This window comes from Anaerostipes hominis (ex Lee et al. 2021) (genome assembly GCF_002270485.1).
GTDB classification, from domain to species: Bacteria; Bacillota; Clostridia; order Lachnospirales; family Lachnospiraceae; genus Anaerostipes; species Anaerostipes hominis.
The window spans coordinates 1-24,574 of record NZ_NQOG01000019.1 but is presented as its reverse complement, the minus strand read 5'-3'; the positions used below and the strand labels follow the sequence as shown (position 1 = coordinate 24,574).

Annotated in this window: 23 protein-coding genes, 1 other RNA gene and 1 pseudogene; 21 read left to right on the top strand and 4 right to left on the bottom strand. The window is 44.5% G+C overall.

What is annotated here, in order from left to right; all coding sequences use genetic code 11:
- The first annotated feature begins 156 nt into the window (after window positions 1-156).
- Window positions 157-503: a transfer-messenger RNA gene (gene ssrA, locus CI597_RS13960) on the top strand.
- Window positions 504-637: 134 nt separating this feature from the next.
- On the opposite strand, the gene CI597_RS13955 is transcribed toward ssrA, so the two are convergent.
- Window positions 638-1,357: an Ig-like domain-containing protein gene (locus CI597_RS13955; protein ID WP_095142986.1), complete on the bottom strand. Its 720-nt coding sequence runs from the start codon at window positions 1,355-1,357 to the stop codon at window positions 638-640.
- A 382-nt stretch (window positions 1,358-1,739) separates the two neighbouring features.
- Between CI597_RS13955 and CI597_RS13950 the strand changes: the two are divergent.
- Window positions 1,740-2,621, top strand: a pseudogene (locus tag CI597_RS13950) (transposase); the annotation flags it as partial.
- Between the two features lie 227 nt (window positions 2,622-2,848).
- On the opposite strand, the gene CI597_RS19540 reads toward CI597_RS13950, so the two are convergent.
- The gene (locus CI597_RS19540; RefSeq protein WP_268876125.1) at window positions 2,849-3,070 is read right to left on the bottom strand and encodes a response regulator transcription factor; all 222 of its coding nucleotides are present in this window, start codon (window positions 3,068-3,070) and stop codon (window positions 2,849-2,851) included.
- Window positions 3,071-3,295: 225 nt separating this feature from the next.
- Here CI597_RS19540 and CI597_RS13940 point away from each other — a divergent pair, with 225 nt between their 5' ends.
- From CI597_RS13940 to CI597_RS13875, 14 genes are all read left to right on the top strand, one after another.
- Entirely contained in the window at window positions 3,296-5,089 is a 1,794-nt protein-coding gene (locus CI597_RS13940; RefSeq protein WP_095142985.1) for a DUF885 domain-containing protein, read from the top strand.
- 18 nt (window positions 5,090-5,107) lie between these two features.
- A complete protein-coding gene (rimM, locus tag CI597_RS13935; RefSeq protein ID WP_006567395.1) occupies window positions 5,108-5,620 on the top strand; it encodes a ribosome maturation factor RimM in 513 nt (170 codons plus the stop codon).
- On the top strand, window positions 5,613-6,299 hold the full coding sequence (gene trmD / locus CI597_RS13930; RefSeq protein ID WP_024727917.1) for a tRNA (guanosine(37)-N1)-methyltransferase TrmD: 687 nt from the start codon (window positions 5,613-5,615) through the stop codon (window positions 6,297-6,299). Before rimM ends, trmD begins: the two co-directional genes overlap by 8 nt.
- A 115-nt stretch (window positions 6,300-6,414) precedes the next feature.
- Window positions 6,415-6,756 carry a 50S ribosomal protein L19 gene (rplS, locus tag CI597_RS13925; protein ID WP_006567393.1) on the top strand — a complete coding sequence of 114 codons (342 nt, stop codon included), beginning with the start codon at window positions 6,415-6,417 and terminating at the stop codon, window positions 6,754-6,756.
- Window positions 6,757-6,827: 71 nt separating this feature from the next.
- Entirely contained in the window at window positions 6,828-7,379 is a 552-nt protein-coding gene (gene lepB / locus CI597_RS13920) for a signal peptidase I (RefSeq protein ID WP_235824644.1), read from the top strand.
- 13 nt (window positions 7,380-7,392) lie between these two features.
- Window positions 7,393-8,247 carry a ribosome biogenesis GTPase YlqF gene (gene ylqF / locus CI597_RS13915; protein ID WP_095142984.1) on the top strand — a complete coding sequence of 285 codons (855 nt, stop codon included), beginning with the start codon at window positions 7,393-7,395 and terminating at the stop codon, window positions 8,245-8,247.
- An 8-nt stretch (window positions 8,248-8,255) separates the two neighbouring features.
- On the top strand, window positions 8,256-8,810 hold the full coding sequence (lepB, locus tag CI597_RS13910; protein WP_095142983.1) for a signal peptidase I: 555 nt from the start codon (window positions 8,256-8,258) through the stop codon (window positions 8,808-8,810).
- A gap of 10 nt (window positions 8,811-8,820) precedes the next feature.
- The gene (locus CI597_RS13905) at window positions 8,821-9,468 is read left to right on the top strand and encodes a ribonuclease HII (RefSeq protein ID WP_235824643.1); all 648 of its coding nucleotides are present in this window, start codon (window positions 8,821-8,823) and stop codon (window positions 9,466-9,468) included.
- Window positions 9,465-9,806, top strand: a complete 342-nt coding sequence (locus CI597_RS13900; protein WP_095142981.1) for a YraN family protein — start codon at window positions 9,465-9,467, stop codon at window positions 9,804-9,806. The genes CI597_RS13905 and CI597_RS13900 overlap by 4 nt, the downstream gene beginning before the upstream one ends.
- Window positions 9,796-10,614, top strand: coding sequence for a peptidoglycan editing factor PgeF (gene pgeF, locus CI597_RS13895; RefSeq protein ID WP_095142980.1), 819 nt, complete (start codon window positions 9,796-9,798; stop codon window positions 10,612-10,614). The genes CI597_RS13900 and pgeF overlap by 11 nt, the downstream gene beginning before the upstream one ends.
- 90 nt (window positions 10,615-10,704) lie before the next feature.
- On the top strand, window positions 10,705-12,027 hold the full coding sequence (gene der, locus CI597_RS13890; RefSeq protein ID WP_095142979.1) for a ribosome biogenesis GTPase Der: 1,323 nt from the start codon (window positions 10,705-10,707) through the stop codon (window positions 12,025-12,027).
- Entirely contained in the window at window positions 12,027-12,653 is a 627-nt protein-coding gene (gene plsY, locus CI597_RS13885) for a glycerol-3-phosphate 1-O-acyltransferase PlsY (RefSeq protein WP_095142978.1), read from the top strand. The genes der and plsY overlap by 1 nt, the downstream gene beginning before the upstream one ends.
- Before the next feature lie 9 nt (window positions 12,654-12,662).
- Window positions 12,663-13,679, top strand: a complete 1,017-nt coding sequence (locus CI597_RS13880; protein WP_095142977.1) for an NAD(P)H-dependent glycerol-3-phosphate dehydrogenase — start codon at window positions 12,663-12,665, stop codon at window positions 13,677-13,679.
- A 14-nt stretch (window positions 13,680-13,693) separates the two neighbouring features.
- The gene (locus tag CI597_RS13875) at window positions 13,694-14,962 is read left to right on the top strand and encodes an aminotransferase class I/II-fold pyridoxal phosphate-dependent enzyme (RefSeq protein WP_095142987.1); all 1,269 of its coding nucleotides are present in this window, start codon (window positions 13,694-13,696) and stop codon (window positions 14,960-14,962) included.
- A 26-nt stretch (window positions 14,963-14,988) separates the two neighbouring features.
- Here CI597_RS13875 and CI597_RS13870 read toward each other — a convergent pair whose 3' ends face one another.
- A complete protein-coding gene (locus CI597_RS13870; protein ID WP_095142976.1) occupies window positions 14,989-16,356 on the bottom strand; it encodes an MATE family efflux transporter in 1,368 nt (455 codons plus the stop codon).
- A 331-nt stretch (window positions 16,357-16,687) separates the two neighbouring features.
- Between CI597_RS13870 and CI597_RS13865 the strand changes: the two genes are divergently transcribed.
- From CI597_RS13865 to CI597_RS13855, 3 genes are read left to right on the top strand one after another with little or no spacing between them, the layout of a single operon-like run.
- Window positions 16,688-17,158: a PTS sugar transporter subunit IIA gene (locus CI597_RS13865; protein WP_006567380.1), complete on the top strand. Its 471-nt coding sequence runs from the start codon at window positions 16,688-16,690 to the stop codon at window positions 17,156-17,158.
- Between the two features lie 13 nt (window positions 17,159-17,171).
- Entirely contained in the window at window positions 17,172-18,554 is a 1,383-nt protein-coding gene (gene melB / locus CI597_RS13860) for a melibiose:sodium transporter MelB (RefSeq protein ID WP_143266090.1), read from the top strand.
- 27 nt (window positions 18,555-18,581) lie between these two features.
- Window positions 18,582-20,837, top strand: a complete 2,256-nt coding sequence (locus CI597_RS13855; protein WP_095142974.1) for an alpha-galactosidase — start codon at window positions 18,582-18,584, stop codon at window positions 20,835-20,837.
- 48 nt (window positions 20,838-20,885) lie between these two features.
- On the opposite strand, the gene CI597_RS13850 is transcribed toward CI597_RS13855, so the two are convergent.
- On the bottom strand, window positions 20,886-21,767 hold the full coding sequence (locus CI597_RS13850; protein WP_095142973.1) for an AraC family transcriptional regulator: 882 nt from the start codon (window positions 21,765-21,767) through the stop codon (window positions 20,886-20,888).
- A gap of 151 nt (window positions 21,768-21,918) precedes the next feature.
- Here CI597_RS13850 and dapF point away from each other — a divergent pair, with 151 nt between their 5' ends.
- Together dapF and CI597_RS13840 are read left to right on the top strand one after the other, a co-directional pair.
- Window positions 21,919-22,755, top strand: a complete 837-nt coding sequence (dapF, locus tag CI597_RS13845) for a diaminopimelate epimerase (protein WP_095142972.1) — start codon at window positions 21,919-21,921, stop codon at window positions 22,753-22,755.
- 24 nt (window positions 22,756-22,779) lie between these two features.
- Window positions 22,780-24,240: a UDP-N-acetylmuramoyl-L-alanyl-D-glutamate--2,6-diaminopimelate ligase gene (locus CI597_RS13840; protein ID WP_095142971.1), complete on the top strand. Its 1,461-nt coding sequence runs from the start codon at window positions 22,780-22,782 to the stop codon at window positions 24,238-24,240.
- Window positions 24,241-24,574: the final 334 nt, after the last annotated feature.

Below are 24,574 nucleotides of genomic sequence, written 5' to 3'. Positions count from 1 at the left end.
TTTGATGAGTTGTCTGGCATCATTTTACCACAATCATTCAGAACCGTGATATAATATCACTGCTTGTTTTGGTCTACACAGTGGTTTAACATACAATCCATTTCTTTTTATTGACTTTTTCACAAAAAAAGGGTTATACTATATAAGGAAATATTCGGGCTAGTACTGGTTTCGACAGGGATTCTGAAGCTCGGGAAGCCATTCGGAGAGACCACGTTACGGTGTAAACTTAAATTAAACGCAGATAATAAATTAGCGTACGCTGCAGCCTAAGGGCAGCAGTAGTCTGTGACAGGTCATCTACAGCCTGTCATTAGGCTTCAAATAATGTAGAACCCTCGTCTGTTTAAGCTTTGCGGCAGATGAAGTATTTATGAAGCTACTGAAGTACTGATCCTGTCTCTGGGAGCAGTACGGAGGGAATGTCAATACAGAGACTGTAATGGGAGATGCCTGAGGGGATGGGTTTTTGGACGCGGGTTCGATTCCCGCCTAGTCCATCGCAAGGAGCGCGTGTTTACGTGCTCTTTTTTTGAATGATACTAGGAATGAATAATAAAAAAAGAATGGCTTAGATATGTTTGAAACACATAAATAAGCCATTTTTTTATTTTCTTCTTTTTGTTTGAGAAGCTGGTTAGTAGCAGACTTTGCAGGGCCTGCTCTTAGGACAGGAAGACAGGGAGCCGTGATAAATGGTCCGGGAACGGCCCAGGGTCGGGCAGTCTATGGTGCTGTGATATACAGACCCTCCGGGGGTCCAATAAACTGTTTCTGTATGTTTCTTTTTTGAAGACTTCTTTTTAGGAGAAACCTTAATCCTGCAGGTTGCTTTTTTGCCGGACTTCATAGTTACTGTGATTTTGGCAGTGCCTTTTCTTTTTGCTTTTACTTTTCCTTTCTTTGAGACAGTGACAATTTTTTTATTGCTGGATTTCCATTTCTTTACGGAGTCACCTTTTGCGTATTTTATTTTCAGTTTATAGGTTTTTGAGACTTTTAATTTTACGGTTTTCTTCGTAAACTTTACATACGGTTTTAATTTTGCAGTCTTCTTTGACTGTATTTTATAACATTCAAGACACTCGCGCTGTTTCAGCCCTGTTTTACGGATGGTTGGTTTTTTTACAGTATACCAGTCATCCCATAAGTGCTCACCCGTTGCAGGGACAGTTTTAGTCTGGTTTTCATAGCAAAGATAACACCAGCGCGATTTCTCTCCAGTATCACTGCATGTAGGTTCAGTCGTAGTATCCCATTCACTCCACTCATGGTGACAAGACTCGGCTGCCGGAATCGTAAGCGTTGGTATTATCATAGAGAATACCAGAATGATACAAAACAATTTCTTTTTCATAAATATAAACCACCTTTCTGCGAAAGGCACCGATGGGGTTATGAAACCCTGTCACTACTTTTCGCTTTTCAATTCTATTCCCCTTCTGATAAAATTTCTTTTATAAAACCGACACACTACAGAACACGTGGAGGTGAGTGGCGGGGCTGTATAGCGGTAACCTCGCATAAATATATGTCGTCGGTCATCCGTTAAGGCATCAATGAATGGCGCATTTCGTAGCCCGTAAACTTATCTCTTCCAAAGTCGACTCGATTTTGCCGGATGACCAGTCCCTGTCGGTTTTATCTCAATAAAATTCAGGAGGTTATTTTATTGTCTTTCTAAATTTTTCGTTTTAACTGCTGTGGACTTGATGTCCACAAAACCTGGATCTACGCATATTCGTCATTTAAGGGATTTAGCAAGATACCGGTTCAAACTCACCTGTATGATTACCGGCGAAAAGAACCGTGCGCAAAACTGTCTTACTGTTTCTAATCTTAAATTAGATGATGTATTCAGTGACGTGTTTGGGAAATCTTCTCGTTCCATCACAGAATATATGCTCGCTCATCCAGGGGAAATATTTGATGTGGCACCTTTTGTAGACAGTCGATGTAAAACACCTATGGAAGAAATCCAAGCCGCTGTTGACGGAGCTATTTCTCCTGAGCAGGCCAATAAACTTCGTCAGTGCCTCAATCATATCGACGAATCAGAAAAGCATCTGGAAGAAATAGAACGGGAAATCCTTCGTCTCTCTGATAAATACCAGGCCGCTCTTGATCTAATTCGTACAGTTCCCGGATTTGATAAAAATCCAATGACTGCCATTCAAATCCTTTCTGAAATCGGAGGTGACATGTCTGTTTTCCCCTCAGCTAAGCACCTCGTTTCATGGGCAGGATGTTGTCCGCGCAATGACCAAAGCAACAAAAGAATCAAATCAACTCGAATTTCCCGTGCTGGTAATTATATTAAACCCATTCTGGTACAAGTTGCAAATGGTTTATTGCGTTCTAAGAAACATCCTGAAATAACCGGCCGCTATAAGCGTATTAAATCGCACCGTGGTCACAAGAAAGCCATTATCGCAATCTGCCGTATGCTCCTGACCGCTATCTGGCACATACTTTCAGATTTAAAACCATATACAGCAGAAGGTTTTCTTGAATCACGTCCTGTGAATAAAGCAAAAGTATTGACTACTTCACAGGCACTTAATCTACTAAAGCAGCGTGGATACACCATTAAGGATGATATCGTTCCTGCCATGAATTAGGTGTTGTGTCTATATTTTCTTTTTGAAGCCACCGTAAGATGGCTTGTTTGCCATACAATTTACTTTTTTCTAACCACTATTACTTTGTTTCAAACTTACCTCCTCTTTGTTAAGTATAAAGTTACTTTCTACTTGTGCATACAATTGATGACAATATATATTAATATACCACAATTAATGACAAAAGTTATATATAACATACAAAATAACTAGGAACTTTACAAAACTTATATTATAATTACAGGATCAAAAGGCTTTGTAATATAATCATCCGCGCCGAGACGAAGCAGATCAATTTTATTCTGAGTCGTTCCCCGGGCAGAAATAACAATCACGGGAAGATCAGAGCAGGAACGTATTTCTTTCAGGAGCTGATCGCCGCTTTTATATGGAAGCATGAGATCCAGGAGTACCAGATCAATGTTTTGGTGTCTGATGATTTGAGAAATACAGCGGCCGTCAGTTTCTCAAACGGCTTCAAAACCGTATCCGGATAAAAAGTCTGACAGAATTTTCAGGATTTCTTTGTCGTCTTCGATGATTAATATTCTTGACATATACAGTACCTGTCCTTTCACTAAGTTTTTAAATAGTATATCATATTTTTAGGTTGCATATCTTTTGCCGTTTATTTAAAATATTCATAAGGAACAAATACCCGGGAGGATAAATATATGAAATTTACAAAGAGACTGCTTTCTCTGCTGCTCTCATTGCTGCTGGCATTTTCACTGAGCGGCTGCAAAACATCAACAGAGCAGGGAAAAAGCGGACAAACCAGTCAGAAGACCGGCCAGGAACAGTCAAAAACTGAGGAACAAAAACAGTTTGACAAATTTTTAGACCGACAGGTAAAAGAGACGTTGTCTCAAAATACGCTGAATCTTCATTATCAGCTGAAGGATCCTGAGAAGTATGGGATCAAACAGGAGAAGGTTTCCATCGGACATATTTCTCCCGGACAAGATAAGAAAGCACTGAAGGAAAATAAGAAGACAGCAGAAGAACTTTCCGGATTTAAAAGGAGCAGTCTGACAGAAAAACAGAAACTTACGTATGATATATTAGAAGATTATCTGGGTATGCTCATAGAAGAAAGCCGGTATCCATTATATGACAATATTATCGGGGAGATTTCCGGCATTCAGTCCAATCTTCCGGTGACACTCGCAGAATATCAATTCTACAGAAAGAAAGATATTGAAGATTATCTTAGCCTGCTGTCACAGGTTACAGGATATCTTCAAGAGGCTGGAGAGTATCTGAAAGCACAGTCTAAAGCAGGATTGTATGTAACCGATGTGGCAGCAGACACTGCGGCTAAGCAGATTGGTGACTTTTTAAAGGAAAGCGGAGAAAAAAATATTTTAAGCGCTACATTTAAAGAACGTGTTAATGCTGTTTCCGGCCTCAGCAAGGAACAGAAAACAATTTATAAAAAACAAAATAAGAAACTGCTGAATCAGTCTGTGTATCCTGCATTCCGCAGTTTTAAAAAGACAATTCTGTCACTGAAGGGAACCGGGAAAAACAGCGGAGGTGTCTGCAATTTAAAAAATGGGAAAAAATACTATCGGCTGGTCTTGAAGGAGCAGACGGGAACAAACAAAACAGTCAGCCAGCTGCTCTCAAGTGTGACAGGCCGTCTCCAGAGCTCAGTGAAACAGATGGTGAATCTGATCCAGGGCGATGAGAGCCTCCAGAAAAAGTTTTATAATTTTGATCCGGTGCTGACCAGTCCCAAAAAGGTATTGGCTGATCTGGAGAAAAAGGCAAAAACAGATTATCCTCCGTTAAAAAAAGTTCATTATAAGATCAAATATGTTCCAAAGGCGCTGGAAGATACTTTAAGTCCGGCATTTTATATGATTCCGCCGATCGATGATGAGACAGAAAATACCATCTATATCAACAAAGGCTCCACTGATAAGAGCGGAATTTACAATACTCTGGCTCATGAAGGGTATCCGGGGCATCTTTATCAAAACAATTATTTTCTCAGCACAGATCCGGACGATATCCGTTTGATCATGGATTTTCCTGGTTACTCGGAAGGCTGGGCCTCCTATGTGGAGATGCATGCCTTTGACTATGCTCCGTATGATAAGTCTGTGGCCAAATTGAAACGCATCAATGACGAGATCAATATGGCCATCGGAAGTGCTGTCGATATCAATGTCAACTACCGGGGATGGACCCTGGACCAGATTAAAGACATGCTGGAAGACATGGGATATGGAAGTTCTGCGGCAGAGCAGCTTTACAGGCTCGTATCTTCGGAACCGGGATACTATCTGAAATATTATTCCGGAGCCCTGGAATTTCAGGAATTGAGAAACAAGGCGTCCAAGGAGCTTGGCAAGAAGTTCCAGACGAAAGAGTTCCACAAGGTGATTCTTGAAAACGGCCCGAGCAATTTTTTACAAGTGAGAAAAGCCGTAGAGGCATATATCGAAGAAAACAAATAGGAAGGAATACAGTTTATTATGGAAGATATATTACAGGTAGGAGCGATCGCTTCCACCCACGGTGTCCGCGGAGAGGTCAAGGTGTATCCGATGACCGATGATGTGGAGCGCTTTAAGGATTTGAAGGAGGTACTGCTGGATACGGGCAGGGAAATGAAGCTTCTGCATGTGAAGTCCTGTAAGTTTTTTAAAAACCAGCCGATTCTTAAGTTTGAGGAGTTTGACAATATCAATGATATCGAACAGTATAAACGCTGCGGGCTGTTTGTCACAAGAGAGAATGCAGTTAAGCTTGAAGAGAATGAGTTTTTCATTGCCGATATCATCGGGTTCGATGTTTACCGGGAGACCGGAAAGAAGCTGGGAATATTGGATGACGTGCTTCAGACAGGGGCAAACGATGTGTATGTGGTAAAAATGGATGATGGAAAGGAAGTACTGCTTCCGGCCATAAGAGACTGTATCAAAAAGGTCTCTCTGGAAGAAAAGAGAATCGATGTTTTTGTAATGAAAGGACTGCTGGATGAATAAGTTTCACGTTTTGACTTTATTTCCCGAGATGATCGAGAGCGGATGCAGCACGAGTATTTTAGGCCGTGCGAAAGAGGCGGGACATATCGGTGTGGAAGCCGTAAACATCAGGGATTTTACGAGGGACAAGCATAAAAAAGTGGACGATTATCCATACGGCGGCGGTGCCGGAATGGTCATGCAGGCGGAGCCGATCTATCTGGCATATCAGCATATCGAGCAAAAGATGGAGAAGAAGCCCCGGGTGATTTATGTGACTCCTCAGGGAAAGGTGTTTCACCAGGAGATGGCTAAGGAGCTTGCAGAGGAAGAAGAACTTGTTTTTCTGTGCGGCCATTATGAGGGCGTGGATGAACGTGTCTTAGAAGAGATTGTCACGGATTATGTCTCCATTGGGGATTACGTTTTGACGGGAGGAGAGCTTCCGGCTATGGTGATGATCGACGCCATCTCCAGACTGGTTCCGGGAGTGCTGAATAACGGAGACTCGGCGGAGTACGAGTCTTTTGAAAACGGGATGCTGGAATATCCCCAGTACACAAGACCGCCGGAGTTTTTGGGGAGAAAAGTACCGGAGGTGCTGCTTTCAGGTCACCACGGAAGGATTGAAGAGTGGAGGAAAGAGCAGTCTTATTTGAGGACAAAGGAGAGAAGGCCGGATCTGCTCGATAAAAAGTAAATAATCCTTGCAAAAAAAAAGTTGTTGTGATATTATATAGCAGTTGTTATAGATAGGATGGTCCTCTGTTACGCAAGGTATTATGAACATCTAAAAAGTTTTAAGGAGGAACAACATGAACGATATCATTAAAAGTATTGAAGATGCACAGTTAAGAGAAGTTGCAGATTTCAGAACAGGTGACACTGTAAAAGTATACGGAAAAGTAAAAGAGGGAAACCGCGAGAGAATTCAGGTATTTGAAGGAACTGTCATCAAAAGACAGAACGGCGGAGCACGCGAGACATTTACCGTGCGCAAAAATTCCAACGGCATCGGCGTAGAAAAAACCTGGCCGGTACACTCTCCGATCATCGAGAAGATCGAAGTTGTGCGCAAAGGTAAGGTTAGACGCGCGAAATTATACTACTTACGTGACCGTGTAGGTAAGGCTGCGAAAGTGAAAGAAAGAGTATAATATTTTTCAAAAAAAAACAGGGACGAGCCGGAGCTTGTCCCTGTTTTGTTTAAAGAAAGGGTGTGAGATCTGTGAGCGGATATACGGTTACTTATCAGATGAGGAAGAAAAAAAGGCAGAGACGGGATAAGATCGCGGCATATGTGCTGACTTTTTTGGCCGTGATTTTTGCGGCTTTTATCATTGTCCGTTTTCTGTGTGCCGGTTATACGGTACAGGGAGATTCCATGCTTCCCACCTATGAGAGCGGAGAAAAGCGGCTGGTCAACCGGCTGATTTATAAAGTGAAAAGTCCGGCGCGATATGATATAATATTGTTCGAGTCAGAGGACGAGACGAACAAGCAGTATTATGTAAAGAGAGTGGTCGGACTCCCAGGAGAGACGGTTCAGGTCAGGGACGGGAACGTCTATGTAGACGGCAGGAAGGCCAAAAGCTTCGGAACAGAACAGATCCTGTCTCCCGGACTGGCAGCAGACGGCGTGAAACTTTCCAAGAATCAATATTTTGTCATGGGAGACAATTACAATAACAGCGAAGATTCCAGGAGTGCCGTAGTCGGCAATGTAAAAAAGACACAGATCATAGGCAAGGTAGGGATAAAATATTGGCCTTTTGGATAAAGAAGGAGGACACATGCAATTTCAATGGTACCCGGGTCACATGACCAAGGCAAAAAGAATGATGCAGGAAAATATAAAGCTGATCGATATTGTGATCGAACTGGTGGATGCGAGAATTCCATTCGGAAGCAGGAATCCCGATATCGACCAGCTGGCCCAGAACAAGTCCAGGCTGATTTTATTGAACAAGACGGATCTTGCAGACAGCAGGAAGACAGAACTCTGGGAACAGTATTTTAGAGACAGGGGATTCTTTGTCGGGAAGGTAAATTCCCAGAAGGGAACCGGAGTAAAAGCGGTGCAGGGCATTGTCATGGAGGCGTGCAGAGAAAAGATCGAGCGGGACCGGAAGAGGGGAATTAAGAACCGGCCGATCCGCGCCATGATCGCGGGAATCCCGAATGTAGGGAAATCTACATTTATCAACAGTCTGGCCGGAAAAGCCTGTACGAAAACCGGAAATAAACCGGGCGTGACAAAGGGAAAGCAGTGGATTAAGCTGAATAAAAATATCGAGTTATTAGATACGCCGGGAATTTTGTGGCCCAAATTTGAGGATCAGACAGTAGGCCTTCATCTGGCTCTGATCGGTTCTATCAAGGAAGAAATATTAAATCAGGAAGAGATGGCCATGGAGCTGATCCCGTTTCTGGTAAAAGAATATCCGGGTATCTTAGCGGCACGCTACCGGGTTGAAGAGGAGAAGAATACACTGAAAATCCTCGAACAGATCGCGGCTAACCGGAATTGTAAAGAAAAAGGCAATCAGCTGGATTATGAAAAGGCAGCACACATCCTGCTGGAGGAATACAGGAACGGAAAGCTTGGAAAGATTACGCTGGAAGTACCTGCTGACTTTGAGGGGTAATCAAACACATGTCGTTTCGAATAAGGCGCAGGGCGCATCGTTTTTATTCTGAATTATGTTTCTGGGGATCAACTGTTTTTATAGCAGTTTGTGTTTCCTTTCTCGTCATCACATTTTTAGGGGAGAGAACCGGGGTTTCCGGCTATTCCATGGAGCCGACGCTCCACCATATGGACAGCGTATTGGTCGACAAGCTGACTTACCGGTTCCGGGACCCGAAGCGCTTTGAAGTCGTGGTATTTCCAAATCCCGCGGACAGAAAAGAAAAGCTGGTAAAGAGAGTCATCGGAATGCCCGGGGAGACGGTGGAGATCCGTAGCGGCACAGTTTATATAAACGGCCGGATGATATCCAGGGATTATTCCAAAGATCATATGACATTTACCGTCAATGAGAAGGGCAGCATTACCTTAAAAAAAGATGAATATTTTGTACTGGGAGATAACCGGAATAACAGCATGGACAGCAGGGATATAAGAGTGGGTCCAATAAACAGGAAAGAGATACAGGGAAGAGTAGTTTTCAGGCTGTTTCCGCTCAAAGATGCGGGAAGGATCTTATAGAGAGGTACTTATGACAAAACAGGAAGAAAAACGGTTAGATAAACTGAAGAAAGAGAAGCAGCGCATGTATGAGATGTTTTCTTATGAGAGAGAATACGAAGGGTATTCCCATATATGCGGGATCGATGAGGTGGGCCGGGGGCCTTTTGCAGGACCTGTGGTAGCGGCAGCCGTCATTCTGCCGGGAGACTGTGATATTTTATATCTGAACGATTCCAAGAAAGTTTCGCCCAAAAAGAGAGAAACATTGTATGATGAAATTTATGAGAAAGCTCTGGCCGTCGGAATCGGAATGGCTTCGGAAAAAGTCATAGATGAGATCAATATTTTAAATGCTACCTATGAAGCGATGAGGACGGCGGTTTCAAATCTTCCGGTCGAGCCGGATCTGCTGCTCAATGATGCGGTGACGATCCCGGGGATCGGAACAGAGCAGGTTCCGATCATCAAAGGGGATGCAAAGAGCGCTTCGATTGCGGCGGCAAGCATTGTGGCAAAGGTGACCAGAGACCGGATGATGGAAGAATACGATCAGATCTATCCTCAATATCAGTTCGCCAAGAATAAAGGTTATGGGACAAAGGCTCATATCGAGGCGATCAAAGAGCACGGTATCTGTACACTTCACCGAAAGAGTTTTGTAAGGAAATACATATGAAAAATCATAGAAAGACCGGTATGGAGAAGGAAGAGACTGCGTGCCGGTTTTTATTGACTCAGGGGTATGAAGTCATCGAGAGAAATTTTTATTCCCGTTATGGGGAAATTGATATTATTGCCAGGGATGGACAGTATCTTGTGTTTGCCGAGGTGAAATACCGGCGGGATACAGCCTTCGGATATCCGAGAGAGGCTGTTGACCATAGGAAACAGCAAAAGATTCAAAAGACGGCAGAATATTATCTGTTTTGCCGCGGCATGTTCGACAGGCCGGCAAGATTTGATGTAGTAGAGATCATAGGAAAGAAGATCAGGGTGATAAAAAATGCATTTTAAGAGATCAAACGATAATCATTCTACGGTGCTGCACGAAGGGCAGGTGCCGTATCTAACGTTTAGAAAACTGGATCAGGCAGGAGTCCGCCATGGATTTTCCACCAGGATGGGAGGCGTCAGTAAAGGGATGTTTTCCTCTATGAATTTAAGCTATGCAAGGGGAGATGATGAAGCGTCTGTGGATGAAAATTTCCGCAGGATCGGGCAGGCCATAGGTTTTGACGAGAAAAAGCTTGTATTCTCCAATCAGATCCATGACACGAAGATCAAGACAGTCGGGAAAGAAGACTGCGGAAAAGTCATGACCGGAATGGACGGACTGGTGACCGATGTACCTGGAATCCCACTGTATACGGGGTATGCGGACTGTGTGCCTCTGTTCTTCTTTGACCCTGTCAAAAAAGTGGCGGCTCTGGCCCATTCCGGCTGGAAGGGAACGGTCGGAAGGATCGGAGAAAAGATGGTAATGCATATGAAAGACGGATATGAATGCCGTCCTGAGGATATTGTGGCGGCTGTCGGCCCGTCTATCTGCAGAGACTGCTATGAGGTCAGCGAAGATGTCGCAGAGCAGTTCATAAAGGAATTTTCAGCACACCCGGAAGAAGAGTTTCTGGACAGGAAAGAAAATGACAAGTATCAGCTGGACCTGTGGAAGGCCAACGAGATCATATTGACGGAGGCAGGTATTTTAAAGGAGAATCTGGACATCACCGATCTGTGTACCTGCTGCAACAGCGATGCTTTGTTTTCCCACCGGGCAACAAAAGGAAAACGGGGGAATTTGGGGGCATTCATTGTGCTTTGAATGTGATATAATCTTTACAATAGGGAAAGATTATCATATAATCAAACGGAAGTTTTAGGAAGAGAGATTCCATACAGAGAGGAAATAAAAATGAGTAAACCGATAGTAGCAATAGTGGGAAGGCCGAACGTGGGGAAATCCACGCTGTTCAACGCACTTGCGGGAGAGAATATTTCAATCGTAAAAGATACACCGGGAGTGACAAGGGACAGGATCTATGCGGATATTTCCTGGCTGAATTATAATTTTACGCTGATCGACACCGGCGGGATCGAGCCGGATTCGGGAGATGTGATTCTTTCCAGGATGAGAGAACAGGCACAGATCGCCATTGAGACTGCAGACGTGATCATTTTTCTTGTAGATGTGAGGCAGGGATTGGTGGATGCGGACTTCCAGGTGGCGGACATGCTGAGACGGTCTCAAAAGCCGGTGGTCCTGGCAGTGAATAAGGTGGACAACTATGACAAGTTCCTGGCAGATACCTATGAATTTTATAACCTGGGACTGGGCGATCCACACCCGGTTTCTGCAAATTCCAAGCTGGGATTCGGTGATCTGCTGGATGAGGTCGTGGAAAACTGTGATCCAAAGGCACTGGAAGAGGAAGAAGATGAAAGGCCCAAGATCGCCATCATCGGAAAGCCCAATGCAGGGAAGTCTTCTATCATCAACAAAATGCTCGGTGAGGAGAGAGTTATTGTATCGGACGTTGCGGGAACGACAAGGGATGCCATTGACACGGTCATCCAGAAAAACGGAAAGGAATACGTATTTATTGACACCGCAGGGCTCCGAAGGAAAAATAAAATCAAAGAAGATCTGGAACGTTACAGCGTCATCCGTACAGTTTCCGCAGTGGAACGGTGTGATGTGGCGGTTCTGGTCATCGACGCCACGGAAGGCATTACCGAGCAGGACGCAAAGATCGCAGGTATTGCTCACGAGAGGGGCAAGGGGATGATCATTGCGGTCAACAAATGGGACTTGGTGGAGAAGGATGACAAGACGATCTATAAGTTCACAAACAAGATCCGTGAAGTATTGGCGTACATGTCCTATGCAGAATTAATCTTTATCTCAGCAAAGACAGGCCAGCGTTTTCCGAAAATCTTTGATATGCTTGACGCAGTCATTGAAAATCATGCCATGCGTGTTCAGACAGGAGTGCTGAATGAGATTCTGGCTGAGGCAGTGGCGATGAAACAGCCGCCGTCTGACAAAGGAAAACGGCTGAAGCTCTACTACATGACACAAGTATCGGTAAAGCCGCCCACATTTGTTGTATTTATCAATGACAGGCAGCTGATGCACTTTTCATATACCAGATATATTGAAAATCAGATACGGAATACTTTTGGATTCCGGGGAACCCCGATCCACATCATTGCGCGGGAAAGGAAGGAGAAGTAATGGTCCTTTGTGTTTTTCTCTGCCTGGCCATGGGATATCTGCTGGGCTGCATTCAGACAGGATTTATCATTGGGAAAATCAATCATATCGACATCAGGGATTACGGAAGCGGTAATTCCGGAACGACGAATACACTGAGAACCCTCGGAAAGACAGCGGCACTGCTAACCTTCCTTGGGGACTCCTCAAAGGGGCTGATCGCAGTCAATATTGCCAGATACATATTAATTCCCCAGTTTGGAGGAATGGCCCATGAAGCCACGCTTTGGCTGGTGACCGGGTTTGCCGTGGTCATCGGGCACAATTTTCCTTTTTACCTGCATTTTAAAGGCGGGAAAGGAATTGCCACAACGGGCGGTGTGATCTTTGCATTCGACTGGAGACTCGGACTTCTCTGCTTGCTGATCTTTTCTGTTGTGACGGGGATCAGCAAATATGTATCACTGGGTTCCATCTGCATGGTGCTGGTGATCCCATTTATTTTATATTTCAGCAGTCCCCGCGACTGGCAGCTTGTAGCGGTGGGATGTGTGTTTACGGTCATGGCCGTATGGCGCCACAGGGCAAATATCGACCGGCTCATTCACGGGACGGAAAACAAACTCGGACAGAAAGTAAAACGTTAGGAGGAAACTATGAAAAAGGTTAGCGTAATCGGTGCAGGAAGCTGGGGAAGTGCTTTGGCAGTTTTGCTGGCGAACAATGGACATGAAGTGACACTTTGGTCTCACGATTCCCGGGAGATCGAGATGCTTCAGAAGGAAAGAGAGCAGAAAGACAAGCTTCCGGGAGTGAAGCTTCCGGAAAATATAAAGGTCAGCGCCGACCTTGAAGAAACACTCGCCGGCAGAGATGTCATCGTCATGGCCGTGCCGTCTCCGGTGGTTCGTTCAATGGCAAATCGTATGGCTCCATATATAAAAGAAGGCCAGGTCATCGTCAATGTGGCGAAAGGGATCGAGGATGAAACCTATAAGACGCTGACAGAGATCATCGAGGAGGAGATCCCGGGTGCTGTTGTCTGTGTACTCTCCGGCCCGAGCCACGCAGAGGAAGTGGGAAGAAAACTTCCGACCACCTGTGTTGTCGGCGCGAAAAAGGAAAGTGTAGCTGTCATGCTTCAGGATCTGTTTATGAATGAGGTGTTCCGTGTCTACACGAGTCCTGATATCATGGGAATTGAGCTCGGAGGAGCATTAAAGAACGTCATCGCCCTGGCTGCCGGCGTCACAGACGGTCTGGGATACGGCGACAATACAAAAGCGGCACTGATGACAAGAGGAATTGCAGAACTTACAAGACTGGGAGCGGCTCTCGGAGGACAGATCGAGACATTCACCGGTCTGACCGGCATCGGTGACCTGATCGTTACCTGTACGAGTGTTCACAGCCGGAACAGGAAAGCCGGACTCCTGATGGGGCAGGGATATACTCCGAAAGAGGCTATGGATGAAGTCAAGATGGTGGTGGAAGGCGTCTATTCCGCCAAAGCGGCTCTCGGACTTGCAAAGCGGAACAATGTCAGTGTTCCGATCATCGAAGAAGTAAACAAAGTGCTCTTTGAGGAAAAAGATCCGAAAGAGGCAGTGGCAGACCTGCTCTTAAGGGAGCGCAAGAAGGAACATACAAACCTTAAATGGGAAGAAGAATAAGAAAGGATAAAGCTATGACAGAATTCGCGGAAATGTCAAAGGAAGAATTGGAACAGGCAAAGGAAGCAGCAGACAAGGATTATGAGGAACTGAAGTCCAGGAATTTAAGTCTTGATATGTCAAGAGGAAAGCCTGCGCCGTCGCAGATTGATCACGCCAACGGCATGCTGAAAGAAATGACGGACTATCACACAAAGGCAGGAATGGATGTGAGAAACTACGGCGTTCTGGACGGGATTCCGGAAATGAAGGAACTTTTCAGTGAACTGCTCGATATTCCGGCCGGCCAGCTGATCGTCGGAGGAAATGCAAGCCTCAACTTAATGTTTGACGCAGTGATGCGTCTGTTTGTGTTCGGAACTATGGGAGAGAAGCCGTGGGGTCAGCTTGACAAGGTGAAGTTCCTCTGCCCAAGTCCCGGCTATGACCGTCATTTTACCATCTGCGAGATTCTGGATATCGAAATGATTCCGGTTGCTATGACGAAAGAAGGTCCGGATATGGATATGGTGGAAGAGCTTGTGGGAAGTGATGCGTCCATCAAAGGTATCTGGTGCGTTCCTAAGTATTCCAATCCACAGGGCATCTGTTACAGTGACGAAACAGTAGACCGACTGGCTTCCATGAAGACTGCCGCGAAAGACTTCAAAATATTTTGGGACAATGCCTATGGTGTGCATCCGGTCTTTGAGGATGTGAAAGTTAAGAATATCATTGACGCATGTGAAGAAGCCGGTACAAAGAACCGTCCGTATTATTTCTTCTCCACATCAAAAATTACTTTCCCCGGAGCCGGTGTCAGCCTGATCGCTTCCAGTGACGAGAATATAAATGAAATCAAAAAAGTCATGGGTGCGCAAACGATCGGATATGACAAAGTCAATCAGCTGCGTCACGTACAGTTCTTTAAAAATGCAGAGGGCCTGAGAGCACATATGCAGGTTTTGGCTGAGTGCATGAGGCCGAAGTTTGAAACGGTTCTCAAATATCTGAACAAAGAGCTTGCGGGAACAGGGCTCGCTGTATGGGAGGAGCCGAAAGGCGGATATTTTGTGTCTGTGGATGTATATCCGGGATGTGCAGAAGAGGTTGTGCGTCTGGCGAAAGAGGCGGGTGTTGTACTCACCGGTGCAGGAGCGACTTATCCATACAGGAAGGACCCGAAGGACAGCAATTTAAGGATTGCGCCTACATACCCTACAGTGGAAGAACTGGAACAGGCGATGGAACTGTTCTGTGTCTGTGTAAAGAAGGCAGCACTTCATAAACTGGTTAGAGAATAAAAAAAGAGGACTCCGGAAACGAGCATTTAAGCTTGTTCTCCGGAGTCTTTCAGTTTGCGGTAAACCGTGAGCAGCATTGTGACATAGCAGGCGATTCCTCCGATAAAATTGGAGACGGGTTCTGCGATAAAAACGCCGTTGACACCGAGACCGAACAGCATTGGCAGGCAGACGGTCAGAGGAAGGACAATGACGACCTTCCGGAAAATAGAAAAGAAGATGGCCTGTTTGGACCTGTTCAGAGCGATATAAGTGGACTGGCCTGAAAACTGCAGGGACATCATGAAGATCCCAAAGAAGTAAAGTTTCAGGGCAGGGACACCCTTTGCTATGATCTCAGGGCAGCTGTTGAAAATATGAATAAAAAAGTGAGGGGCGAGGAGCAGAATTCCCCATACGAAAAAGGTGTATACAATGCATGAAAATGTCATGAAGCGGATGGCCTGCCTGACTCTGCCGTACTGTTCTGCTCCGTAATTGTACCCTAAGACCGGCTGTGCGCCGTTAGTGATGCCGGTAACCGGCATCGTAATGACTTCCCGGATCGAATTTAAAATCGTCATGACTGTTACGTAGAGATCTCCTCCGTAGATCTGAAGAGTTGCATTGCAGGCAATCTGTACGATGCTGTTTGTGACCGACATCGTAAAACCGGAAAGACCGAGGGTTACGATCTGCCTGACCAGACTGAGCTTTAACCTGAAGTTTTCCCTTTTCAGTTTTAGTATTGTTTTTCTGCCGGCGAGAAACAGGAGCACCCATACAGAGGAAATAAACTGGGAAATGACAGTTGCGAGAGCCGCTCCCCTGACACCCAGATGCAGGACAAAGATGAAAACAGGATCTAATATAATATTTAAGACGGCGCCGATCAAAACCGTCAGCATGCCGGTTCTTGCAAAACCCTGAGAATTTATGAAGCTGTTCATGCCAAGGCCGATCATAACAAAAACAGACCCCAGAAGATAGATCGTGATGTAGCTGTCTGCATAGGGAAATGTGGCTTGGCTCGCTCCGAATGCATAAATAACAGGTTTTTTAAATATGAGTATTACAGCCGTGAGCAGAAGGCCCAGGAGAATCAGAAGGAAAAAAGAATTTCCCATGATCTCCTCGGCCTTTTTTTGATTCCCTTTTCCGCGTTCTATGGAACAAAGAGGGGCACCTCCCATACCGATCAGATTGGCAAATGCCATGATGATTGTGATAATCGGAAAGGTAATGCCCACACCTCCCAGGGCGAGAGCGGCATCTGTTCCCATTCTTCCGATATAGATACGGTCAACAATACTGTACAGTACGTTGATCAGCTGAGCCAGAGTCATAGGTACAGCAAGGTTTATGATGTTTTTTGTGACGCTTCCTTTTGTAAAATCATTCTTAGTTTTTTCCATACTCGGATACAGCCTCGTTTCTCCAAACAATCTTTGGTAAAAAGTATAGCATGTTTTCCGGATAAATAGAATCTTGAATAAAATAACATTTGGATATATTTATATAAAATATTTACCTATAAAAATAATTGAAAGAGAAATATAAATCACAACACTTGTATACAGAAATGCATAAATATAGGGGGGAAACAAAATATTCTTTTGTTAAAAGTGTCAAATAAATGACATTTGGACATATTCTGCACACAAAATTGGCTAGAAAAAGTATGTCCGAATGTTATAATTTAGATAACATCGATGGAAGAAAAAGAAATGATCAGGAGGTAAGAAAATGGCATTATTTTCAAAAGGGAAAGAAGTGTTTGGATGTCCGATGGACGGTGAAGTGAGACCTTTGGATGAAACACCGGACAGGGCATTCGCAGACGGACTCCTTGGAGATGGGGTGGTTATTTTTCCATCGGGAGATAAAGTGTTTGCACCGTCGGCAGCAAAAGTAAATTTTACATTCCCGACACGCCATGCAGTCGGGCTGGAGACAAAGTCTGGATATGAATATCTAATCCATGTAGGGATTAACACGAATCAACTAAAAGGAGAGGGATTTCATATATATGTGGAGCCAGGAGATTATGTGAATAAAGGACAGCTTTTGCTGGAATTTGATCAAAAACTATTAAAAGAAAAAAATTTATCAGAAGCAACCCCTATCGTATTTGCCAATGTAGAAAATGACAACATTGAAGTGCTGAAGGCAGGCCGGGTTAAAGCTAATGAAGATCTAATGGTCGTGAAAAAATAGGAGGATGAATAGAATGAAGCTATCAGTGCGTGAAAAATATAGCTATGGAATCGGTGCCTTAGGAAAAGATATGATCTGCGGAGTCATATTTACCTATGCAATGGTCTATTTTACAGATGTACTGAAAATTTCAGCAGCATTTGTAGGGACGCTCTTTTTCTTTGCAAAGTTCTGGGATGCAGTAAATGATCTCGGAATGGGGATGGTCGTTGACAATACGAAAACAAGATGGGGAAAATTCAGGCCATGGCTGGCTGTCGGAACATTGATCAATGCCGTTGTCTTTGCCTGTTTATTTACGGACTGGGGATTATCCGGAACTGCACTTTATGTGTTTGCTGCCGTTATGTATGTTTTGTGGGGGATGACTTATACCATTATGGATATCCCATACTGGTCTATGCTCCCTAATCTGACCAGTGACAAATCAGAGCGCGACCGGGTGGCTGTGATCCCCAGGATCTTCGCATCTGTCGGAGGATCCCTGATCGTCGGAGGATTTGGACTTCAGATTATGGATTTTCTGGGAAAAGGTGATGCACAGAAAGGATTTTCTTATTTTGCATACATAATTACGGCTGTATTTATTATCACCATTGCGATTACAGTAACAAATGTAAAATCGGCGGATCATGTAAGAGCAGTGAAAGAGGAGAAGACATCCTTTAAGAAGTTACTGCATATTATTTCTAAAAATGATCAGCTCCTAGTGGCCATTGCAGTAATTCTGACATTTAATTTTGCGATGCAGGTTATGACAGGGGTATCTCTATACTACTTCTTATATGTAGCAGGCAGCAAATCAATGTTTTCGATCTTTACTATGTTTGCAGGGATTGCAGAGATCTCCGGCTTGTTTCTGTTTCCATGGATCGCGAAACATCTGAACAGAAACCAGGTTTATCTTTTGGCAAGCCTGATACCCACAGTTGGACTGGGGCTTTTATTAGTCATCGGATATCTGGCGCCGACGAATTTTGTATTGACAGCTATCGCCGGCTATGGTGTTAAATTCGGTTCCGGACTTCAGCTTGGGATTGTGACGGTTGTGCTGGCAGATGTTGTCGACTACGGTGAGTATAAATTCGGAACAAGAAATGAATCTGTCACCTTTTCCATTCAAACGCTGCTCGTAAAGTTCACTTCGGCTATGGGCGCGCTTCTTACCGGATTTGCACTGAATGCCACGGGGTATATTCCAAATGCAGTACAGACAGCATCAACACAGAACGGTATCCGTTTTGTTATGATCGGGGTTCCAATTGTTTTTGTAGCTCTCAGTTTTATGATCTACAAGACAAAATTTAAACTTCATGGAGCATATTACGACAAAATCATGAATGTTCTGGCATTGAGAAAAGAGAAACTGGACGAGCGTCTGGTAAACAATTCATAATAATATAAAAAAGACGGAGGAATATATATGTCAATTATTTTTCATGAAAGATCTAAAACATTTCATTTATATAATGAAAAGATCAGTTATATTTTTAAAATCTTAAGAAACGGTCAGCTTGGTCAGCTTTACTGCGGAGCGGCAATACGGGACAGAGAAGAATATGAGCATTTATTTGAGGCAAGGCAGCGTCCCATGGCACCGTGTACCTATGAAGGGGATCTGACGTTTTCTATGGAGCATATCAAGCAGGAATATCCGGCCTATGGATCAGGAGATATGAGATACCCGGCTTTTCAGATCCTGCAGAGCAATGGAAGCAGAATCACAGATTTTACATATATATCCCATAAGATCACGGAAGGAAAACCAGAGCTTCCGGGACTCCCTGCAACCTATACAGAGGATCCGAAAGAGGCACAGACGCTGGAAATTCTTCTTAGGGATGAATTGATCCAGGTGGATCTGCTGTTGTCGTATTCCATATTTGCACATTATGGAGCGATTGCACGCAGCGTACGGTTTGTGAATCGGGGGACAGAGCCTGTGATCCTTGATCAGGCAATGAGCCTCTGTCTGGATCTTCCGGATTCAGACTACGAGATGATTGAACTGACCGGAGCGTGGTCCAGAGAGAGGCATATAAAGGAGCGCAGACTGTGTCATGGTATCCAGTCTGTGTACAGCATGAGAGGCTGCAGTTCTAATAATTATAATCCGTTTATTGCACTGAAACGGGAAAACACTACGGAACATGACGGAGAAGTTTATGGTTTTTCCTTTGTGTACAGCGGAAACTTTCTTGCGCAGGTGGAAGTGGATACTTACGATGTCTCACGGATCACTATGGGAATCAATCCTAACACGTTTACGTGGGAACTAAAGCCGGGAGAAAAGTTTCAGACACCGGAAGCGGTGATGGTCTACAGTGGTGATGGCCTAAACGGTATGAGCCAGACTTATCATGAGCTGTATCAGAAACGGCTGGCCAGAGGGGAGTGGAGGGATCAAGTCCGTCCGATCCTTGTGAACAACTGGGAAGCCACATATTTCGATTTTGATGAAGATAAAATTCTTTTAATTGCAGATACAGCGAAACGTCTCGGTATTGAATTATTTGTCCTGGATGACGGCTGGTTCGGCAAAAGAGATGACGATACAAGTTCTCTGGGAGACTGGTACCCGGACCTTAACAAACTTCCGGAAGGAATCAAGGGCATAGCGAAAAAGATTGAGAAGAAAGGTTTAAAATTCGGCCTTTGGTTTGAACCGGAGATGGTCAACAAGGACAGTGACCTGTACCGGACTCATCCGGACTGGATGCTTGCGGCACCGGGCAGAAACAGCTGTCACGGAAGAAATCAGTTTGTCCTGGATTTTTCCAGAAAAGAAGTGGTGGATTATATATACCGGCTTATGGAAAAAGTTTTGCTGGATGCTCCTGTGTCTTATATAAAATGGGATATGAACCGCTGCATGTCAGAGGTGTATTCAGCAGGATGCGGTGCGTCGGATCAAGGTAAAGTTACACATAAATATATCCTTGGGGTATATGATCTTTATGAACGGCTGACAAAGAAGTTTCCGTATATCCTGTTTGAATCCTGTGCCAGCGGAGGTGCCAGATTTGATCCCGGAATGATGTATTATGCGCCCCAGTGCTGGACCAGTGATGATACGGATGCAATAGAAAGAATTAAAATCCAGTATGGCACCAGTATGGTTTATCCGGTCAGCAGTATGGGGGCCCACGTATCAGCAGTGCCGAATCACCAGGTGCTGAGGAATACTCCGATTGAGACACGGGCAAATGTTGCCTGCTTCGGGACTTTTGGATATGAACTTGATTTGAATAAGTTGTCAGCAGAGGAACAGGAAAAAATAAAAGAACAGGTGGAATTCATGAAGACATACCGGGAGGTCCTTCAGTTTGGAACCTTCTACCGCCTTCAGAGCCCTTTTAAACACAATACAAGTGCATGGATGTCAGTCTCACAAGACAGACGGACGGCGGTCGTCGGATACTTCCGCACGCTGGAACCGGTGAATTCCGGATACACAAGACTGAAGCTCCGGGGACTCGATGAAAATTTATGCTACCATGTGACGATCAATGAAACCAGCCACTACGGCGATGAACTAATGAAAGCCGGATTGGTGACTTCGGATGCTTCCAGCGGTGAAAACCGTGAGACATATAACGGAGCCAACGGAGATTACCAGTCTCGCCTATATATCTTAACTGCGGAGGACGAATTGCGAGCGCCTTCCGTACGTTCCTGATTAAGGAAAGACTCCTGCTGTTTACAGTATGGAGCCTTTCCTTTTTATCTATTCAGAATGCTTTTGGTTTTCTGCTTTGTGAGGGTCGAAATCCCGTATTATATTCGGAACATTCCGGTTTTCTTTGCGGTAGGCGGTGGGACTTAAACCGGTAATCTTTTTAAATGCCTTGGAAAAGGCAAGCTGATTGGCATAACCGCAGGAGTAAGAGATATTCTTGACCGGAAGATCCGTATCTGAAAGAAGTTCTGTGGCTTTTGTAATGCGGAATCTTAAGAGAAACTGCTGGGGAGACATATGAAGGTTTTTCTGGAACATGCTGCAGAGATAACTCCGGTTTAAAGAAACATAATCAGCAATGTCCCTGACGGTAATGACATTCTGGTAATTTTTCTGTATAAATTCAATGGCCTTGCTGATATGTATGTTTTCACTTGTAAAATCAGACTTGTATTTAATATCGGCGGATCGGCTGAAGGAGGCAAAGATCAGAAAGAGGATGCCCTGAATATAAAGCTCATTGCTGTAGCTTAAGGTGTTATGTCTGAGAATATCTTCAATATAAGATACAAGAAGTTCTTTCTCTTCACAGTGACAGATCAAATGTTCACTGTCCAGACCGCAGCGCTGAAGATAGTCATTGACTTGATTTCCGGAAAAACCGACCCAGAGATAAGTCCAGGGATCTTGTTCGTCTGCCTGGTAAAAGGTCACTTCATCTGGGAGGATCAAAAAAGCATCTCCCGGCTCAATGGTGTACTGTTTGTCCCTGGCATAGTAATATCCTTTTCCTCTGACGCAGTAGTGAAGCAGGTGGTGGCTCCGGACAGCAGGCCCGAAGGAATAAAGAGGTGTGCACTCCTGTATGCCGCAGAAAAGGAGATAAAAGTCAGAAAACATCTGGTTCTTGATTTCCAAAAATGAATACATAGTCTCTCCTTTCCCTGTTTTTTACTTTTATTTTATAATAAAAAGCAGTAAAACACAACCAGGAAACGGCAGAAAACACTTTGTGTTTCCATATTGATTATGGTAAAATAAATAAACTAATAATAACACTATGAAAATAAGGAGTGATTCCATGAAATTTACAAAGATGCATGGCTGCGGCAATGATTATGTATATGTGAACTGTTTTAAAGAAACGATAGAAAATCCGAATGAGGCGGCGAAGTTTGTCAGTGACCGCCATTTTGGGATCGGGTCAGACGGCATGATCTGTATTCATCCTTCTGACAAAGCGGATTTCCGGATGGCCATGTACAACAGTGACGGTACAGAAGGAGCCATGTGCGGAAATGGAGTCCGCTGTATCGCAAAGTATGTATATGACTATGGATTGACGGATAAAACAACGATCACCATCGAGACCAAAGGCGGGATCAAAGAACTGGACCTGACGGTGGAAGACGGGAAGGTCACATGGGTCAATGTAGATATGGAGGCCCCTGTGCTGGATGCCGATAAAATACCGGTGATTTATGATGAGGAGAACAAAGTCATCGACAAGCCTGTCCTCGTAGACGGCAGAGAGTACAGAATCACCTGTGTATCTATGGGAAATCCCCATGGAGTCGTGTTTGTAGATTCTGTGGATGATCTTGATATTGAAAAGCTCGGGCCTATGTTTGAGAATCACCCGATGTTTCCGGACAGAGTCAACACAGAATTTATCCAGGTGGTCGACGACCATACGATCAAGATGCGTGTTTGGGAGCGCGGAGCAGGGGAGACTCTGGCCTGCGGAACCGGTGCATGTGCAAGCGCCTACGCAAGCTATCTGAATAAGAAGACCGGCAAAAAAGTCCTGGTCCACCTCTTGGGAGGAGACCTTCAGATTGAATATGACGAAGAGAAACATACCATCTTCATGAAAGGACCGGCCACAAAAGTATTTGATGGGGAGATTGACCTTTAAAAAGTTTTGGCTTAGGAGGAATCTATGAAATTATCAAAATTATTGGAACGCTCAGAATATACTCTCATACAGGGCACGGAAGATACAGAGATCACGGCTCTTGTCTATGATTCAAGAAAAGTGGAGGAGGGCAGTGTTTTTGTCTGTATTTCCGGGGCTGCCTTTGACGGACATAAGTTTGTCGGGCAGGTAATCGAAAAGGGTGCCAAAGTTGTCGCTGTACAACGGGATGTGGAAGTTCCGAACGGCGTGACGGTGATTCGTTTTGACGACACGAGAAAGGCTCTGGCAGAGATGTCCGCGGCTTACTTCGGATATCCTGCGGAAGAACTGACGACCATAGGAATTACCGGGACGAAAGGCAAGACAACGATCACTTACATGATCCAGTCTGTCCTTGAACACGCGGGACAGAAGACCGGACTGATCGGAACCATAGAGACAGTCATCGGGGAAGAGAGGATACCTTCGGTCAATACGACGCCGGAATCTTACGTGATCCAGGAATCCTTCCGGAAGATGGCGGATGCGGGATGCAAAAATGTCGTCATGGAAGTTTCTTCACAGGGACTGATGCTCCACAGGGTGAGCGGTTTTACCTTTGACTACGGTATCTTTACGAATCTGGCCGAAGATCATATCGGAGAAAACGAACACAAGGATATGGATGACTATATTCGCTGCAAATCTCTGCTGTTTCAGCAGTGCAGGCAGGGAATTGTAAACGGAGATGATGACTATGTAGAAAGAATCATTAAAGGACATACATGTTTTTTGGAGACCTTTGGGATGAATCCGGGCAACGATGTATATGCCGAACATATAGAGCGCATTCAGGAACCCGGATACCTTGGTGTTTCCTACGATTTAAAAGGGAAAGAAGAGTACAACGTCCATGTAGACATTCCGGGGGACTTTACGGTCTATAATTCTCTGGCAGCTATTTCTTTATGCCGCCATATGGGGATTCAAAAGAAAGATGTCCTGGACGCATTGAATACGATCCAGGTAAAAGGCCGGCTGGAAATTATGAAAACACCAGGCGAATACACTCTGATGATTGATTATGCCCACAACGCTATGAGTCTGGAAAGCCTGCTCACAACGATCCGAAAGTATGACCCGAAAAAGATCTACTGTCTGTTCGGCTGCGGAGGCAACCGGGCCAAAGCCAGACGGTATGAGATGGGCGAAGTATCTTCAAAACTTGCGGACCTTACGGTGGTGACATCGGACAATCCGAGAAATGAAGAACCGATGGATATCATCAACGATATTCTGGTGGGAGTCCATAAGGGACCGGGTGAGTATGTCACGATCCCTGACAGGAAAGAAGCCATCCGCTACTGCATGGAACATGCGGGGAAGGGAGATATTGTCATCCTGGCGGGCAAAGGCCATGAAGACTATCAGGAGATCAAAGGGGTGAAACATCACATGGATGAGAGAGATTTGATCCGGGAGATCATCACAGAATCCGTTTAAATTTAGAACAAAGTGGGCAAGCCCATTTTATCTCTCAGGCCTTCACCACTTTGCGTGCCAGATGCGATTTGACGCAGTCAAATGATTTCCTTACGCATCTATGCACAATCTGCGGAGCGTTTTTTGTTTCTTAGGATTAGGGTGTCAAAAGGTCATTGACCTTTGATATAAATTTGTACCTTGAAAATTTAACACGATATATCAATCCATCCGAACATTTGGTAAAATATAAATATCAAATATCGAGGTGATTCGCATGGCTTTTGTATCAAATAATAGTCAACAAATGTCGTTGACTGACAGCACATTTAACCTGACAGAAAGAGAACGTAGG